Source organism: Streptomyces fulvoviolaceus (genome assembly GCF_000718165.1).
GTDB classification, from domain to species: domain Bacteria; phylum Actinomycetota; class Actinomycetes; order Streptomycetales; family Streptomycetaceae; genus Streptomyces; species Streptomyces fulvoviolaceus.
This window is the reverse complement of record NZ_JOEY01000008.1, coordinates 161,920-178,495: the sequence shown is the minus strand read 5'-3', so window position 1 is coordinate 178,495 and position 16,576 is coordinate 161,920. Positions and strand designations below refer to the sequence as shown.

General features: G+C 69.5%; 13 protein-coding genes and 1 pseudogene. 9 read left to right on the top strand and 5 right to left on the bottom strand.

Annotated features, from left to right (window positions below; all coding sequences use genetic code 11):
* Positions 1-154 precede the first annotated feature (154 nt).
* Together IG08_RS0110860 and IG08_RS0110855 are read left to right on the top strand one after the other, a co-directional pair.
* On the top strand, positions 155-556 hold the full coding sequence (locus tag IG08_RS0110860) for a winged helix-turn-helix transcriptional regulator (RefSeq protein ID WP_078655539.1): 402 nt from the start codon (positions 155-157) through the stop codon (positions 554-556).
* Positions 557-652: 96 nt separating this feature from the next.
* On the top strand, positions 653-1,237 hold the full coding sequence (locus IG08_RS0110855) for a DUF3060 domain-containing protein (protein WP_030599423.1): 585 nt from the start codon (positions 653-655) through the stop codon (positions 1,235-1,237).
* Between the two features lie 242 nt (positions 1,238-1,479).
* On the opposite strand, the gene IG08_RS0110850 is transcribed toward IG08_RS0110855, so the two are convergent.
* The gene (locus IG08_RS0110850) at positions 1,480-2,904 is read right to left on the bottom strand and encodes a carotenoid oxygenase family protein (protein ID WP_052424601.1); all 1,425 of its coding nucleotides are present in this window, start codon (positions 2,902-2,904) and stop codon (positions 1,480-1,482) included.
* Positions 2,901-4,391 (bottom strand): aldehyde dehydrogenase, encoded by a 1,491-nt coding sequence (locus tag IG08_RS0110845; RefSeq protein WP_078655538.1) that lies wholly within the window; start codon positions 4,389-4,391, stop codon positions 2,901-2,903. The genes IG08_RS0110850 and IG08_RS0110845 overlap by 4 nt, the downstream gene beginning before the upstream one ends.
* 235 nt (positions 4,392-4,626) lie before the next feature.
* Here IG08_RS0110845 and IG08_RS0110840 point away from each other — a divergent pair, with 235 nt between their 5' ends.
* The 7 genes and pseudogenes from IG08_RS0110840 (at position 4,627) to IG08_RS0110815 (ending at position 11,697) form a co-directional block, all read left to right on the top strand.
* Entirely contained in the window at positions 4,627-6,462 is a 1,836-nt protein-coding gene (locus IG08_RS0110840) for a sigma-54-dependent Fis family transcriptional regulator (RefSeq protein WP_030599416.1), read from the top strand.
* Positions 6,463-6,602: 140 nt separating this feature from the next.
* The gene (locus tag IG08_RS0110835; protein ID WP_030599414.1) at positions 6,603-7,667 is read left to right on the top strand and encodes an LLM class flavin-dependent oxidoreductase; all 1,065 of its coding nucleotides are present in this window, start codon (positions 6,603-6,605) and stop codon (positions 7,665-7,667) included.
* 10 nt (positions 7,668-7,677) lie between these two features.
* The gene (locus IG08_RS0110830; protein WP_052424600.1) at positions 7,678-9,417 is read left to right on the top strand and encodes a CocE/NonD family hydrolase; all 1,740 of its coding nucleotides are present in this window, start codon (positions 7,678-7,680) and stop codon (positions 9,415-9,417) included.
* A complete protein-coding gene (locus IG08_RS0110825) occupies positions 9,414-10,262 on the top strand; it encodes an SDR family NAD(P)-dependent oxidoreductase (protein ID WP_052424599.1) in 849 nt (282 codons plus the stop codon). Before IG08_RS0110830 ends, IG08_RS0110825 begins: the two co-directional genes overlap by 4 nt.
* Positions 10,259-10,411, top strand: a pseudogene (locus IG08_RS62440) (SDR family NAD(P)-dependent oxidoreductase); the annotation flags it as partial. The gene IG08_RS0110825 and the pseudogene IG08_RS62440, both read left to right, overlap by 4 nt.
* 16 nt (positions 10,412-10,427) lie before the next feature.
* Positions 10,428-11,123: an SDR family NAD(P)-dependent oxidoreductase gene (locus tag IG08_RS54065; RefSeq protein ID WP_052424598.1), complete on the top strand. Its 696-nt coding sequence runs from the start codon at positions 10,428-10,430 to the stop codon at positions 11,121-11,123.
* A gap of 67 nt (positions 11,124-11,190) precedes the next feature.
* Complete coding sequence (locus tag IG08_RS0110815; RefSeq protein ID WP_030599406.1) at positions 11,191-11,697, top strand: flavin reductase family protein; 507 nt, start codon at positions 11,191-11,193, stop codon at positions 11,695-11,697.
* 169 nt (positions 11,698-11,866) lie between these two features.
* Here the strand turns inward: IG08_RS0110815 and IG08_RS0110805 are convergent, their stop codons facing one another.
* The 3 genes from IG08_RS0110805 to IG08_RS0110795 form a co-directional block, all read right to left on the bottom strand.
* Positions 11,867-14,296 (bottom strand): SpoIIE family protein phosphatase, encoded by a 2,430-nt coding sequence (locus IG08_RS0110805; RefSeq protein ID WP_030599404.1) that lies wholly within the window; start codon positions 14,294-14,296, stop codon positions 11,867-11,869.
* A 541-nt stretch (positions 14,297-14,837) separates the two neighbouring features.
* Positions 14,838-15,530 carry a class II aldolase/adducin family protein gene (locus tag IG08_RS0110800; RefSeq protein ID WP_030599401.1) on the bottom strand — a complete coding sequence of 231 codons (693 nt, stop codon included), beginning with the start codon at positions 15,528-15,530 and terminating at the stop codon, positions 14,838-14,840.
* Between the two features lie 156 nt (positions 15,531-15,686).
* Complete coding sequence (locus IG08_RS0110795; protein WP_043453909.1) at positions 15,687-16,565, bottom strand: fumarylacetoacetate hydrolase family protein; 879 nt, start codon at positions 16,563-16,565, stop codon at positions 15,687-15,689.
* Positions 16,566-16,576: the final 11 nt, after the last annotated feature.

Genomic DNA, 16,576 nt, shown 5'->3' with positions numbered 1-16,576 from the left:
AGGGGGAGACGCCCTGCATGTGGGTCGTTCCCCCGGGGCGCAGCCCGACAGGCCGAGCCGACTCCGAGCATGGCCACCACGACGTACGGCGCGGGGCATCGCACCGCCACGCCCCGCGCCGTACGGAGAGCCCCATTGAGAAGGGAACAAGACCATGACCACCCCACGGCGCGCTCAGCTGGCTCACCGGCCCGAGTCCCCGCGACTGCCCGAGCCCCTCGTGGCCGCCACCCGAGCCTTCGCCCTGCTGGGCAAACGCTGGAACGGCCTGATCCTCGCGGCCCTGGCCAAGGGGCCGGCCGACTTCGTCCAGCTCCGCGAGCGCGTCCCCGGCATCAGCGACCGCATACTCGCCGACCGCGTCCAGGAACTGACCACGGTGGACCTCGTCACCCGAACCGTCCAGCCGGGCCCAACGCCCCGAACCCGCTACGCACTCTCCCCCCACGGCAATGCCTTCCTCATCCCCCTGGCCTCGCTGATCGTGTGGGCGGAGGACCACCTGCCGGCGAACGGTTCACCGGCATCGGACCGATCGTCCACGCCACACCGTTGACCCTGCGCCTGCGCGCCTGTCCCGGCTTTTGCCTCAACGAGATTCCACAGGAAACCGGCAGACCGCGAATTCACCGCAGAAAAGGGAAGTACTGCCATGCGTATCTCGACCTTCCTGCCCGCCGCCCTCGTTGCCCTGACACTCTCGATGACAGTCGGCTGCACTGCTGATGAGTCGGATCCGACGCCGGCCAAGAACGAACAGGCGGTCACCCAGAGCCCCGAAGCGGCGCAGGCCGATGGTGACACTGGTTCGCCCGCCGCTGCCGACTCGGCGGGTACCCCCGACGCACCCGCAGCCAATTCCGCCGACGTCGGCACCGCGTCACTCAAGATCAGCAGCAGCTACAGCATGCGGACCGCCGACTGCACCGGGCGCGACGTCTCCATCGAAGGCCAGGCGAACACCATCGAGCTCACGGGAACATGCGGAACGGTCGCCATCGGCGGCAAGTTCAACACGGTAGCCGTGGAAGCGGCCGACACCATCAAGATCACGGGCAACTCCAGCACGGTGAACGCGGAGACCGTGGGCGCCATCCGGTTGGACGGCGCCTATTTCGTCACGGTGAACTGGGTCAACGGCGCTGGTGGCAAAGAGCCCAGCGTCTCAGGCGATGGCAAGGGCTACACCGTGAACAGGGTCAGCCGACAGGCGTACGACAACCACGTCAGGCTCTGACACGGGGCGGGGCGCAGCGGGTGTTCCGCGGTCGTGGCGCATGCCTCGGCCCGAACCGGGCGAGGGGCTGACAGTCGAGAGACGGGCCGCGCCGCACTCGGCGAACGGGTGTCGACCGTTGCTCGCGGCAGCGTTGGCCGCGCCCGCCATGGGATGGCCCCTCGAATGCTGAGCCATCCCTGGTCGGCCCGTCTCCGGACGACGCCGTCGCTGGGCGGGACACCGAGTCTTCGCCGTGGGCGCTACTTCATTCCGCGCCAGCCGCCGTGGAAGCCGTAGGGCACCCTGGTCGGGAGTTCCACGCGGGCGACGGGGCCTGCGGAGATGTCGTCGGTGTCCAGGACCACGAAGTCGCTGAGGTTGCGCGCGGAGTCGTAGACGATCGTGAGCAGCCAGCCGTCGCCCTCCGGTGCGTCGGTGCCGCGCTCGACGAACACCGGTTCCATGACGAACCGGCCCGGCCCCGGCAGGTACTCGCGGCGGTCGCCGGTCACCATGTCGGCGTGCACGACCGAGTTGAAGGAGTCACCCGCGGCGACCGTCCCGTGGTGGGCGGCGTAGAAGGCGTGACGGTGGCGGCGCCCCATGACCCGGTCGTCAAGGCGGGGGAACTCGCCCGGCAGGTCGTTCAGGACTTCCTCGGTGTAGGTGTTGCTCGTGCCGTCCAGGTCGAAGGTCCAGCGCACCAGTTGGCCGCCGTCGACGAAGTTGGGCGGCGTGGAGCCGTCCAGGCTCGGGAAGAGCGGGATACGGGGGAACTTCATGGTCTCGGCGACGACCTTGGTGCGCCCGTTCTCGTGCACCGTGTAGGCGTTGACGTGGTGGTAGGCGTAGCAGGCCTCGCCGGTGAACCAGCGGACGGTGTCCGCCGAGGCGTCACGGCGCATGATCCCGATGTGTGTGCCCTGTGCCGGGTCAAAGGCGAGGGCGAGGCCACCCTTCTGGGCACGGAGGGGATCGATGGTGGCCGGGAAGAAGGGGAAGATCACGTGCTCGTCGGTGGTGATGAAGTCGTGCATCAGGGAGATGTAGGGGCCCTCGAAGTGGTCGTGCCGGGTGAGCTTGCCGGCCGCGTCGACCACGCTGTACGAGATCCGGGTGCTCCCCGGGCCCTCCGACTGGCAGCCGAAGGCCAGCATCTCACCGGTGTTGGGATCGAACCTCGGATGTGCGGTCATCGGACCCTGGTAGTCGTCGCCGATGTCCCACGCCCCGATGGTCTCCAGGGTGTCGGGGGTGAGCTCGACCGGCAGACTGATCTCGTCCAGCGACAGGAGCCTGTCGCCGTGCCAGATGACGTGGGTGTTGGAGGTGCCGACCGGGATGTTCTCGCCCGGCAGTTCCTCGGCCGGATCGTCGAAATTCAGAGGTACGACCCGACGCCCGAGCCTGCGCTGGGCCTGGTAGCGGGGGGTGTTCACCCAGCGGTTGCGGTATGACGCCCGGCCGTCCTCCACGTGCACGGCGTGGACCATGCCCTCACCCGCGAACCAGTGGAACTTCTGAGTGTCCCCCGAGAGCATGGCGTTGGGTCCGTTGCGATAGAGAGTCCCGGTCAGCCCCTCCGGGAGTTCCCCTTCGACGACCACCAGATCCGGCGCGTGGCTCTCCGCCGTGATGGGTGCGTAATTGCCGGTGAGCATGGGGTCTTTGAGGAACGGCTTCATGACCGCGTCTCCTTCGTGTCCGTGCTTGTGTGTGCCGTGTGTTCTTGTGCGGCGGGGTGGAAGACGGTCTTGGCGTAGCGATAGGCATCCATCGCCTCGAGGCCGTAGTCCCGGCCGAATCCGCTGGCCTTCACCCCTCCGAACGGGGCGCCGAAATCGGGGAGGTAGCCGTTGATGCCGAAGGTCCCGGTGTGCACCCGCTCGGCGATCCGTGCGCCCCGGCCCGGGTCCCGGGTCCACACCGAACCCGCCAGCCCGTACGCCGAGTCATTGGCGAGCGCGACCGCCTCGGCCTCCCCCGCACAGGGGATCAGGGCCACCACGGGGCCGAAGACCTCCTGCTGGGCGATCTCCCAGGAGTTGTCGATGTCCGCGAGGACGGTGGGTGCCACGAAGTAGCCGCGGTGCTGCGTACCGGGACGACCGCCGCCGGCCACCACCCGGGCGCCGTCGGTGACGGCCCGGCTCAGCATGCCCTCGATGCTGTCCCGCTGCCGGGCGCTGACCACCGGCCCGACGGTGGTCGCCTCGTCCAGCGGATCACCGAGCGTCTGTCCGTCCGCGAGCGCCGCCATCCGGTCCACCAGCTCGGCGTACCGCGAACGGTGCACCAGGATCCGGGACATCCCGAAGCAGGTCTGCCCGGCGTTGCCGAAGGAGAGGAAGGCGAGGGCCGCGACGACCTCGTCGAGATCTGCGTCGGGGAGCACGATCGCGGCAGACTTGCCCCCCAGTTCCAGACTGCAGGGGGTGAGCGACTCTCCGCAGATGGCCCCGATCCTGCGGCCGGTGGCCGTCGAACCGGTGAAGGCCACCGTGTCGACGTCCTGATGCCTGACCAGCAGTTCGCCGGTGGTGCCGCCTCCGGTCACGATGTTCACCGTCCCGGGAGGCAGCCCGGCCTCGTCCGCCAGTTCGCCCAGGAGCAGCCCGGACAGGGAGGTCTCGGGCGCGGGCTTCACCACGGCGGTGCATCCTGAGGCCAGTGCCGGGGCCAGCTTGTTGGCCGTGAGGACCAACGGGTAGTTCCACGGCGCGAGGAGCGCGGCGACCCCGTACGGACGGTGGTGCACCGCTACGGAGCCCGGGCCGAAGAGGCGCTCGCGGTGCTCCGGATCCCGGCTGTCGCGGGCCAGCCCGGCGTAGTAGCGGATCATGCTCGTCGCGTACTGGACGTTGGCCTGTCGGCACAGCGAGACGGGCATCCCCATCTCGCTGCTGATCAGCCGGGTGATCTCGTCGGTCCGGCGGTCGAGGACGTCCGCGAATCGGTCCAGACAGTCGGCGCGCTCATCCGGGGAGTCGGCCCAGCCGGTGTCGTCGAACGCCTCCCTGGCCGCCGCCACCGCCGCGTCGACGTCTTTCGCATCTGCCTCCGGCGCCGTCCCGAGCACCTGCTCCGTGTACGGATTCACCACTTCCACGGTGGTGCCGCTCTGGCTGGGTTGCCAGGAACCTGCCGCATAGAAATCAGTGTGGTCCTGCACTGGGTTGTCCCTTCACCTCGCGCAGTGGGCGGCGCAGGTCACGGCGCCCATTCGCACCGTAGAAGGCGAAGGGGACCGAATCGCTTCTCAATCTGAGACGGCGGGGAACGCCGGGGCCGAGCAGGTGTCCGCACGGCCGTTGTCATCTGATGGAAATTCGCATTACATGGGGATGTGGTTTCCCGCTGTTGACCGGCGGCATCTTGAAACAATCGCGCGGTGAGTGAGGTGTGCGGTGGTACGACAACTGCCACGCCGGGCAGAGCCCCCGATCTTCGGCCCCGAGGGGTGGCAGCGAACACGCGAGGCCAAGCGCCGCTTCCTGCGGAACGCCAGCGTCGACGGCTCCGGCGGGCAGGCGCTTCAGGTCCGGCCGGAGATCCTCCTGTCCTGGAAACGCAGCGTTCTCAGCGGCGTCGACATGACGACCAGCCAGGTGTCACGGCTTGATCCCGTCGACGGCGAGGGCGTGTTGCTGCGGGCTGCCCGGCCGGTACTGGACCGGCTCTCCGACCAACTGGACGGGGCCGGTTCCTGGGCCATGCTGTTCGACCGGGAGTGCCGCCTGCTGAGCGCGATCGGTGACCGGGACTACGTCCGCAGGAGCCAGGCACGTGGCGCCGTCCCGGGCGCCGTCTTCGGTGAGGCGGAGATGGGGACCAACGGGGCGGGCACGGCGTACGAGGTTCAGGACTCGTTCGTCGTGTCGGGAACCGAACACTTCAGGGAGGCCGAACGCGACATCACCTCCACCGGCGTTCTGCTCCGCGACCCCATGACCCGGCGGGAGTCGGGTCTGCTCTGTCTGATCAGCCGTTATGAGTTCGCCAGTCCGCTCCTGCTGTCCTTCACCGAGGAGTTGGGGCGGTCCATCGAGGAACGGATGGGTCTGGGCCGATCCCTCGCCGAACGCGCCCTGTTCGACGCGTTCCTCAGGGTGTCGCGGCGTGCCACCGGCCCGGTCCTCGCCCTGGGCGGCACGGTGTTCGTCGCGAACGCGGCCGCCCGCCGGATGTTCGCTCGGACCGACCAGGACCTGTTGCGGCACCGGCTCCTGGACGCGGTCGCCGATGGCCGGCAGTGGACGATCGAGCTGAGTCCCGGGCCGGGGGACGAAGAACTGCGTGCCGTATGCCACCCCGTGGCTTCGCCCGGCGGCGCGGCCGGGGGAGTCGTCGTGGAGGTGGTGACACGTCGTCCCGACCGTCCGCGGCGGAAACCCGCGCACCGGGAAACGAGTTCCACCACGGAGGACCGCCTGCATGCCCGTATCGAGCAGGCCGAGCGGAGCGGGCTGCCGGTCCTGCTCCGCGGCGAGCAGGGTTCCGGCAAGACCCGACTTGCCACCGGGCCGGAACGGTCGTCACCGGCCCGGAACTTCACGGTTCTCGATGCCGAACGCTCCGCGGCGGAGCCGTCACAGTGGGCGGGACGGCTGACGGCCGCGCTGGTGGACCCTGCCGCGACCGTGGTGGTTCGCCATCTCGACTCACTCGCACCCGAACTGGTGGCGACGTTCCGCCGAGCGCTGGACACGGCCGCCGCACACTGCCGGGTGACCGCCGGTGAAGGGATTCTCTCGCGCGAGGATCTCGCCCCGGTCGTCGGAATGCTGCCTGTGATCATCGACGTTCCACCGTTGCGCGACCGTGTCGAGGACATCCCCCGCCTGGTCGCGGACCTGATCGCCGAACTGACGTCGGAACCCGGGCTGCCGAGCTGTACGCCCGACGCCATGGCCGTGCTTCTGCGCAGCAGCTGGCCGGGCAATGTCCGCCAACTGCGGCAGGTGCTCGCGTCGGCCCTCGCCAACCGCGTGGATCCATACGCCGGGTCCGGCAAGGGCGCCGTACCCGCCCGCGCCGGGGACATCACCTTGGACGACCTGCCCGCGGAGCTGCTGGACGGCGACCCGCGCAGGCACCTGGGGCGCCTGGAGCGACTCGAGCGTCATGCCATCGTGACGGCGATACGGGAAGCCGCCGGGGACAAGGAAGCGGCCGCCGCCGTGCTCGGTCTGTCCCGGGCGACCATTTACCGCCGCATCAAACAGTTCGGCATCCACGAATAGCGGCCTTTCCGAAGCTTCGAATTCCCCGGCGTCCGGCGCGATCTCAGATTGAGACCCGAACACCCTTCTCCTGCGCCCTACTGTCCGAATCAGCGCAGCTCGCCGAGCGACAGCGCCAGGGCCGGAGAAGGGAAGCCGCAATGCAAATAGGCATCAGCCTGGGATTCGGGAACCTCCACGAGAACCTTTCGGACGCGGACATGTTCCGCGCCGAGGCGGATCTGGCGGTGCGGGCCGAGGAACTCGACTTCGACGCGGTCTGGTCGGTCGAGCACCACTTCGACAGCTACAGCATGTGCCCCGACAACACGCAGTTCCTGAGCTGGGTCGCCGCCAGGACCGAGCGGGTCCGGCTGGGCACGGGGGCGGTGATCCTGCCCTGGCATGACCCGCTGCGGGTCGCGGAGAAGATGATCGTGCTCGACATCCTGTCGAACGGCCGCGCGATGTTCGGCATGGGGCGGGGCCTGGCACGGACGGAGTACGAGGCCTTCCGCGTCGACATGGGCGAATCACGCGGCCGGTTCGACGAGGCGGCCGGCATGATCGTGACGGCTCTGGAGTCGGGTGTGGTCTCCGGGGACGGGCCCTTCTACCCTCAGCCCGAAGTGGAGTTGCGGCCCAGGCCCGAGGCGTCGTTCGCCGACCGGCTCTACTGTGTCGCCGGGTCGCCGGACTCGATGGCCTCCGCGGTGGCGGTCCGCGCCCGGCTGCTGGCCTTCCAGACCCGTCCGGTCGAGGACAGCATGGCCAACTTCACCGCGTACCGGGAGCAGTACAGCGCGGCCCACGGCGTCGACGCGCCTCCCATCGCGATCAACCTCAACCTGTACTGCCACGAGGACGGGGACCTGGCCCGGCAGCGCGCCAAGGAGTACATCACCCGCTTCTTCTACTCGAACGTCAAGCACTACGACATGGCCGGCGATCACTTCAACAACGTCTCCGGCTACCAGCGGCATGCCGAGCAGGCGAAGCAGCTGCGGGAGTTCGGACTGGACAACGCGGCAGCGCGATACGCGGCCGCGGCCCTGGTGGGTACCCCCGACGAGGTGCTCGAGAAGCTGCACCACATCCACGAGGTGATGGGGAGCTTCGAGCTTCAACTCGCTCCGTCCTATGGCGCGATGCCGCTGGACCAGGCCCGGGCGAGCCTCGAACTGTTCGCCAGGGAAGTCCTGCCGGTCGCCAAGAAGCTCGACTGACGAGGCGGCGATGGCGAAGCTCGACCGACGCCCCCGCACCTTCCGGTTCGACCACGACGAGCAGATCCCGATGCGTGACGGAACCGTGCTGCGGGCCGACGTCCAACGTCCGGACGGGGACGGTCCCGTCCCGGTTCTGCTCGTCCGCACCCCCTACGGCGAACCGTTCATGCGCCAGGTTCCCGTCACACCCCTGCTCGAGGCCGGAATCGCGGTGGTCGTGCAGCAGTGCCGCGGCACAGGCACCTCTGACGGGGACTTCGTGCCGTTCGCCCACGAGGCCGACGACGGCGCCGACACCGTCGCGTGGTGCGCGGCACAGCCGTGGTGTGACGGGCGGGTCGGGATGCTGGGTGCCTCGTACTCGGGAATGGCCCAGTTCGCCGCCGCGGCGGCGGGCGCGCCCGCGCTGCGTGCGCTCGTGCCCGTCGTCACCCCGGCCGACTACCACTGGGGTCTCGCGTACCGGCAGGGCGCCGTCCAACTGGGGCAAGTACACAACTGGTTCGTCCTGAAGTCCTGGCAGCAACTCGCCCGCGCGGCGGATGCCGGCGAGGACGTCAGGGCCGAAGCGGCGCGCCTGCGCACCGCCCTGTCCGCATCCGGCGCGACGCGCGCCGGCCTGCCGCTGCGGCAGCTGCCGATGGCGGAGGAACTGCGCCCGGCATGGCAGGACTGGCTCGACCACGAGCAACGCGACGCGTACTGGACCGAACTCGGCTACGCCGGGCGGCGTGAGCGCATCCGGCTGCCCGCTCTGCACATCGGCGGCTGGTTCGACATCTTCCTCGACGGGACGCTCGACAACTTCACCACCATGGCAGCGGCGGCGGACACCGAGCAGCATCTGATCGTGGGGCCCTGGTCGCACACCGACCGGACCGGAGCCCTCGGCGAGCTGTCGTTCGGGCGTGCCGCATCGGATGTCGCGACCGGCCTGGAGCGGACGCAGATCGACTTCCTCGCACGGCACCTGCTCGACCGCCCGGAGACGACGGCACGGCCCGCGGTCACCCTCTTCGTCATGGGCGACAACGTCTGGCGGCACGAGGACGAGTGGCCTCTCGCCCGCACCACGTGGACACCGTGGTACCTGCACCCGACCGGTGATCTCTCACCGGTCCCTCCGGTCGCCGGCGCGGCCCCCTCCGGATTCGCGCACGACCCTGCCGATCCCGTCCCGACGGTCGGAGGCGCCACCTTGATGACCGGAGGCAGCGACGGCGGGACCGGCTACCTGCCGGGCCCACGCGACCAGCGCGTACTCGACCACCGCTCGGACATCCTGCGGTTCACGGGCGCGCCACTCACCGAGGACGTCGAGGTGACCGGCCCGGTGCGGGTCGTCCTCCACGCCGCGACCTCCGCGGCGGACACCGACTTCACGGCGCGCCTGGTCGACGTCTGGCCCGACGGACGCGCGATGGGAGTCACCGACGGCATCGTGCGCGCCCGTTTCCGGGAAGGACCCGAAACAGCGGTCGACACACGGTCGGGGCGGCCGTACCGCTACGTGATCGACCTGATGCCCACCAGCCAGGTCTTCAAGGCGGGCCACCGCATCCGGCTCGACGTGGCGAGCTCGAACTTCCCCTGCTACGACGTCAATCCCGGCAACGGCGCCCCTGCGGGGACCGCCACCGCCGCGGACTTCGTCGTCGCCGAACAGACCGTCTTCCACGACGCGTCCCGTCCCTCGCACGTGATCCTGCCCGTCATCCCGCGTCATCCGGAAGGCGAAGCGACATGAAGGACCTGGAAGGCAAGGTCGCCGTGGTCACCGGGGCGGCCGACGGGATCGGCCTGGCCATCGCACGCCGGTGCGCCGCGGCCGGCATGAAGGTGGTCCTCGCCGACATCACGCAGGACGACCTCGAACGCGAGAGTGCGCGCCTGCGCGACAACGGCGCCGACACCGTGGGCGTGGTCACCGACGTGACCGATCCCGCATCGGTCGAGGCACTCGCGTCCCGCACGGTGGCGGCGTACGGCGGTGTGCATCTCGTGGTCAACAACGCGGGCGTCGCAGGCGCGCGTGGCCGGTTCCAGGAGCTGCCTCTCGACTCCTGGCGGCACACCTTCGACGTCAACGTGTTCGGCGTGATCCATGGAGTGCGCGCGTTCCTGCCCCTGCTGCTGGAACAGGAGTCCGCGCACATCGTCAACACGGCGTCGATGTCCTCCCTGAACGGCCATCCCCTTGGGCTCGCCCCCTACGCCGCTTCGAAGTACGCGGTCATGGGCCTGACCCAGAACCTGTTCCACGAACTCTCGGTACTGACCGAGGGCCGGGTGGGGGTCTCGGTGCTGGTGCCGGGCTTCACACGCACCGGCATGCTGGCCAGGGCACGGACCCGGCTTCAGGAGCCCGCGCACGACACCGCGGGCGGGGCCGGCCCCTTCGCCGTCGAAGCGATGGATCCGGACGAGGTCGCGGAGGTGGTCCTCGACGGAGTACGGGAGAGCCGGTTCTTTCTGCTGCCCGTGCCCGACGAGGCGATGGACATGGCACGACAGCAGGTCCGGTGGATGTCCACCGATGAGCCCCTGGAAGCCCACCCTGCACTACGTACCGGAAGGAAGGCGTTCCCATGAGCGCATGGAGCTTCGCCGACAAGGTGGCTGTGGTGACGGGCGGGGCGTCGGGGATCGGCCTGGGGATCGCCCGATGCCTGGCCGCCGAGGGCGCGTCCGTCGTGATCGCCGACATCGAGGAGAGCGCCGCGGCCAGGGCGGCTGCCGAGGTCGGGGGGGATCGCCGTGGCCACGGACGTCACCGACCTGGCATCGGTGCGACGGCTGGCGTCCGCGACGATGGAGCGGTTCGGCCGGGTCGACGTGGTTTGCAACAACGCCGGCGTGGGCCCGATGGCTCCGGTGGCCCGGCTGACGATGGACGACTGGCGCTGGATGATCGACGTCAACCTCTACGGAGTCGTCCACGGCGTCCACGTGTTCCTGCCCCTGCTGGAGGCCAACCCGGAGGGCGGGCGGCTGATGAACACCGCCTCGATGGCCGGCCTCGCCCCAGTTGCGGGTCTGGGCGCATACGCGCTCGCCAAAGCCGGGGTGATCGCGATGACCGAGGTGCTGGCCGACGAGCTCAGGGACGCCGGCTCCGGCGTGCGCGCGACGGTGCTGTGCCCCGGCGCGGTGCGCACGCGGATTCAGGAGAGCCGGCGCAACCGCCCACGTGTCGGCGACGAGGCTCTGGTCGACGTCGACATCACCGACCGGATGGCGGAGCGCGGCCTGCACTTCATCAGTCCCGATCAGGCAGGTGCAGCCGCCGTCGCCGCCCTGCGGACCGGCTCGCTGTACGCCATCACCCACCCGGAGTGGTACCCCCAGGTGCAGGCCCGCCAGGAACGCCTCGCCGCGGCCTTCGCGTCGTCGCCGGAGGCATCCCCGCCGCCCCACCACGTCGAAAACCTTCCCGATGCGGGCGGAGCGTGACACCCGAGTCGGACCACGATCCGGCGCGAGACACGGCATTGAGCCACCGTTACGTCAAGGAGTCTTCATGAACAGCAGTACGCGTCACAGTCTGGTCGATGAGTTCCGTGAGGTCATGGCAGGCGTGTGCACCCCGGTGTCGGTGGTCACCGCACTTGCCGCGGACGGCCGTCCGCACGGCACCACCGTCAGCGCGTTCGCATCCCTGTCGATGGCGCCGCCCATGGCACTGGTGTCCCTGGACCGCGGCTCCGACCTCCTCGCCCTCGTCCGCGAGACCGGGCGGTTCGGTATCAACGTGCTCGGCAGCGAGCAGTCCGCATGGGCACTGCGCTTCGCCGGCAAGGGCGCTGACAAGTTCACCGGAGTCCCGTGGGACCCGCACGTCGGCGTACCCCGCCTTCCGGGCTGCGGAGGATTCCTGGGGTGCACCGTTGCCGACCTGGTCGACGGCGGTGATCACGTCATTGTGCTGGGAGAGGTCGTGGCGGCCGAGGCGATACTGGGCCGACCCCTGACGTACCACAGCCGGATGTTCGGCACTCACGCCGCGCTCGAGGAGATGTGCCGGTGAACGTGGCGTTGTATCGGCCGCCGGCCAGCTGTCGGCGCCCCTGGCTATGAACGAATGTCCGAGCACTTCCTCGTGGAGATGAAGCACCAAATTGCCGACTCCCGTTCCCGGATCCAGTCCATGCGCCGCCGGCGTTCCAGTACCTGAGCTGATACGGCGTGGCGGTCCGCTACCCGTCGGAGGTGAGGGCTTGCTCGGCCCAGATCGTCTTGCCGGTCAGCGTCTGTCGAGTGCCCCAGCCCTGGGTGAGCTGGGCGACCAGCAGCAGGCCGCGCCCGCCCTCGTCGTAGGTCCGGGCCCGGCGCAGATGCGGGGCAGTGTTACTGGCGTCGGAGACCTCGCAAATGAGCGAGCGGTCCAGGATCAGACGCAGTTGGATCGGCGGCTGGGCGTGCCGGATGGCATTCGTGACCAGCTCACTGACGACCAGTTCCGTGACGAACTCTGGCTCGTGCAACCCCCAGACGGCCAGTTGCGCCGAGGACCACTTCCGGGCCTCGGCGACCATGGCGGGGTCGGCGGGCACCTCCCAGGTGGCCACATGGGCGGAGTCGAGGGCATGGGTACGAGCGACGAGCAGGGCGACGTCATCGGCAGGGCGGCCGGGGAGCAGGCTCTCCAGCACGGTGTCGCAGAGCGCGTCCAGGGAGGGGCTGGGGTGGCCCAGGGCCTCTCGGAACACCTGTAGCCCGGAGCCGATGTCCCGGTCGCGGGATTCGACCAGGCCATCGGTGTACAGGACGATGACGCTGCCCTCGGCCAGTTCCACCTCGGCGGCCTCGAATGGCAGGCCACCGAGTCCCAGCGGCGGCCCGGCGGGCAGGGGCAGGAACTCGGCGGCGCCCTCGGGAGTGATCACGGCCGGCAGCGGGTGGCCGGCCCGGGCCAGCGAGCAGCGCCGGGAGACCGGGTCGTAGACCGCGTAGAGGCAGGTCGCGCCGATCTCGCCGCCGGCTCCACCGTCGGTGTCCCCGGGGCTTTCGCTGTCCGCTTCGGCGCTGAGCCGGCTGACCAGGTCGTCGAGGTGGGTGAGAAGTTCGTCGGGGGCCAGGTCGACGTCGGAGAGGGTCTGTACGGCGGTGCGCAGCCGACCCATGGTGGCGGAGGCCTGGATGCCGTGGCCCACCACGTCGCCGACGACCAGGGCGACTCGAGCGCCGGACAGCGGGATCACGTCGAACCAGTCGCCCCCGACCCCGGCCCGGGCGCCGGCGGGCAGGTAGCGGGAGGCGACCTCGACCGCCGCCTGCCCGGGCAGCCTTTTGGGGAGGAGGCTGCGCTGGAGGGTGAGGGCGGTAACGCGCTCGCGGGTGTAACGGCGGGCGTTGTCGATGCAGACGGCTGCCCTGGTGGTGATCTCCTCGGCCAGCAGCACGTCGTCCTCCTCGAACGGCGCCGGGAGCTGGTGGCGGGTGAAGAGGGCGACGCCGAGGACGATACCTCGGGCGCGCAACGGCACGGCGAGCACCGAGTGGATGCCGTACTCCCGGATCCGGGAGGCCCAGGCCGGGTCGTCGGCCGCCCAGCGAGCCAGGTCGGCGGGCGTGATCTCCTGGACGACGGGGCGGTCGGTGCGCAGGCAGACGACCGGCGGGGTGAGCTCCTGGTAGATGGCTGTGGCGCCCAGCGTGACCACGGCCTCGGGGCAACCCTCGTTGACGGACTGTTGAGCGATGCGGCGCAGCACGACCGTGTCGGGCAGCGGGCCGGGCAGGGGCTCCGCGCCCTGGTCGAAGGAGGCCAGCAGATCGACGCTGACGAAGTCGGCAAGGTAGGGGATGGCGACGTCGGCCAGTTCCTGCGCGGTGCGCATGACGTCCAGGGTGCTGCCGATGCGGGTGCTGGCATTGTTGAGCAGGAGGAGCCGTTGGCGGGCCCAGTACTGCTCGGTCATGTCGTGGGCGGAGAGGACGGCACCACAGATCCGGCCATCGTCGTCGCGCACCGGCGCGAGCCGGAGCGACCAAGCGTGCTCGTGGGGCTCACCGGGGACACGCGCGTAGCTCTCCATCCGCTGCGTCTCGCCGGTCTCCATCGCCCGGCGCATGGATTTCTCGGCCTCGGGGGCCCCTGGATCGACGAGGATCTCCGTTACCCGCAATCCGCGCATCTCGTCCTCGGTGAGGGCCAAAGCGTGGACCATGTGGGCGTTGGCCCGGCGAAGTCGCAGCCGGCTGTCGTAGAACGCCATGGGGCACGGGGACTGGTCGAAGGACCAGTGGGTCAGCGGAGCGTCGTCGCGGGGCGGGGGCGATTCGCGGCTGCGGAGCGCCGAGACGACGAACCAGTCGTGCCTGTCGTAGCTGGGGCCGTGGGCGAGGAGGGGTATGTCGAGACGGCGGCCGTCGCGGTGCAGCAGCGGGAGCGTGCCCTTCCAGCGTGACATCCCGCTCAGCGAGCTCAGCATCTCCTCGGCCGGGGCCTCGGCGAGCAAGTCGAGGGCGCGGTGTCCGATGATCTCGGCGGGCAGATAGCCGAGCAGCCGCCGGGCCCCTTCGTTCCAGCCGGTCACAACGCCCCGTTTGCTAATCGTGACGCGGGCCGAGGCCGCCTCGTCGAAGAAGTCGCTTGCGCCGGTGCCGTCTGCCGTCATTGCCATTCATCTCACCCTCGCAGTCATCCTTCCCCAATCCTGCAGCGGAAATGACAAATCCGATCAACCTCTAGAAGTACTGATCAATTATCCCATAGCGGGGCATTCTGGCGTGCGGTCCTCCGTGACGGCCCAGGCGTTCGCCCAGGGGGACCGCTCAGCAGCTTGATGTCGCGACGACTGGGTGGGGACGCCGCTCGGCACGCCCGGCCGCTGGCCGACGCGGCTGGTTGAGAAGGCGATCACCGAACTCTTCGCGCCGGACGCCGCCCACTACGGATGTGTTCGCCTTCCGCGCCGTCACCTACGCCAACGGCCACCACAACACGGTGCGTTTCAACTGCGGTCCGCGTCGACGGCCACGCGCTCGGCCACGCCGCCGGCCTCCTCCTGGACGAGTCGGCGATCGGCGGGCCCTGGTTGGGAAGCGCCGGAGCGGGCGGCCGAGGAGCCGGCCGGGGGCCTCGTGCCGCTGCTCCTCGGTGGCGGTGGTTTCGGCCCTCGCTCGGGGTCCGCGTGGTCGTCCGCTAGCCCGACGACTTCGTCGTCACAGGCTCCTTTCCGAGAGGCGCTGCAGGTAGTTCCAGCCTGCGTCCCGCTGAGCGGGGTTCCAGACCTGGTTGCGTTTGAAGGCCGCTTCGGCATCGTCGGACCACGTCTTGGGGTCTCCGGCGGCCATGGCCATGAGCTGCGTACGGCACGCGCGTTCCAACAGAACGGCGTACATGACGGCAGTCGCGGCGTCCGGACCGACGGTGACGGCTCCGTGCCGCGGCATCAGGCATGCGGGGCCGTCACCGAGCGTCTCGGCGAGCGCCGCGCCGAGCTCGCGGGTCGCGATGAGTGCACCCGTCTCGGTGAAGCGCGGCACCTGCGGATCGCAGAACACGACGCCGTCGTGGGAGATGGGCAGCAGGGGTGTGTCGAGGGAGGCGAAGGCGCTCAGGGCGGGTGCGTGTGTGTGCACGACGCAGCCGACGTCCGGGCGCCTCGCCATGATCTCGGTGTGGATCGGGTACTCGATGTGCCGCTTGCCCTCGCCGTGGAGGACCACACCCTCGCGGCTGACCAACAGCACCCGCTCGGCGAAAATCTCCTCGAATCCCCAGCCGGAGGCCTTCATCCAGACGCCGTCGCCATCCGGGTCACGGACGGCGGCGTGCCCCCACACCATGTCGGTCAGACCGGCAGCGGCCAGGGCCCGGCTGGCACGTACGGTCTCGTCGATCTCTTCCTTCATCAGGGTCCATTTCAGTCGGTCGGGTGGCGTACGGCTGGTGGAGCCAGTCCGCGCCCGTGTCGTCGTCGGTGTCGTGGTGCCCCATGGCGCGGTAGCGCGGGGCCGGGGTCAGGCGGGCGTGGAGACGGCAGCTCCCACCTGAGGGGGAGGTGGCTGTTACCGCGTCCCTGGTGCGGACGGCTGGTGGAGCGGGTCGCGGGCCGTGACGCGGATGGTGAGCGGCGGTACGTGCGACACCTCCAGCGACACCTCGTCACCTGGGGTCAGCGGTCCGACCCCGTCCGGGGTGCCGCTCGCGATGATGTCTCCCGGCTCGAGGGTCATCGCCCGGGAATACACTTCGATGAGCTGCGGGACGTCGTAGATGAGGTCGGCGACCCTCCCCTTCTGGCGAAGACGACCGTTGACGCGCAGCTCGAGCTCGAGCACCGACGGGTCGGGGATCTCGTCCGCGGTGACGATGGCCGGCCCCAGCGGCGTGAAGGTGTCGAAGCTCTTGCGATACGAGCGGTCCTCGTCGCCTCGCATCGTCACGTCGATCAGGGCGAGATAACCGAAGACGTGGCTCAGCGCGTTCTCATGGGATACGTGGCGTGCCGGGGCACCGATGACGATGCCGAGTTCGGCTTCGTAGTCGATGCGACGCGTCGGATCAGGATGCTCGATCGATGCGTCCGGCCCGACGATCGATGAAGGCGCCTTGAGGAAAGCGACATACTTCTCGATCGTTCCCGGCACGTCCTTGAAAGCTCCCGCAGCAATCATCTCTTCACGATGCGGACCGTGATTGACCGGGGCGGCGAGGATCTTCGACGGTCTTGGCTGGGGCGCCCTGAACGTGACCTGTGAGCGGGGTGTTCCGGTGCTGCGTGCGGCGTCCCGGATCTCGGACTCGACTCTCGCCCAGTCCGCTATCAGCGCGCTCATGCGATCCGATGGACGGGCTGTCTCCGGCAGCACACTTGTCACGTCGACTATCGACTCGTCCCGGGCCCAGACGCCGAGCCGAAAATCGTCGAACATGCTCAGTTTCAACGTACTTTCCT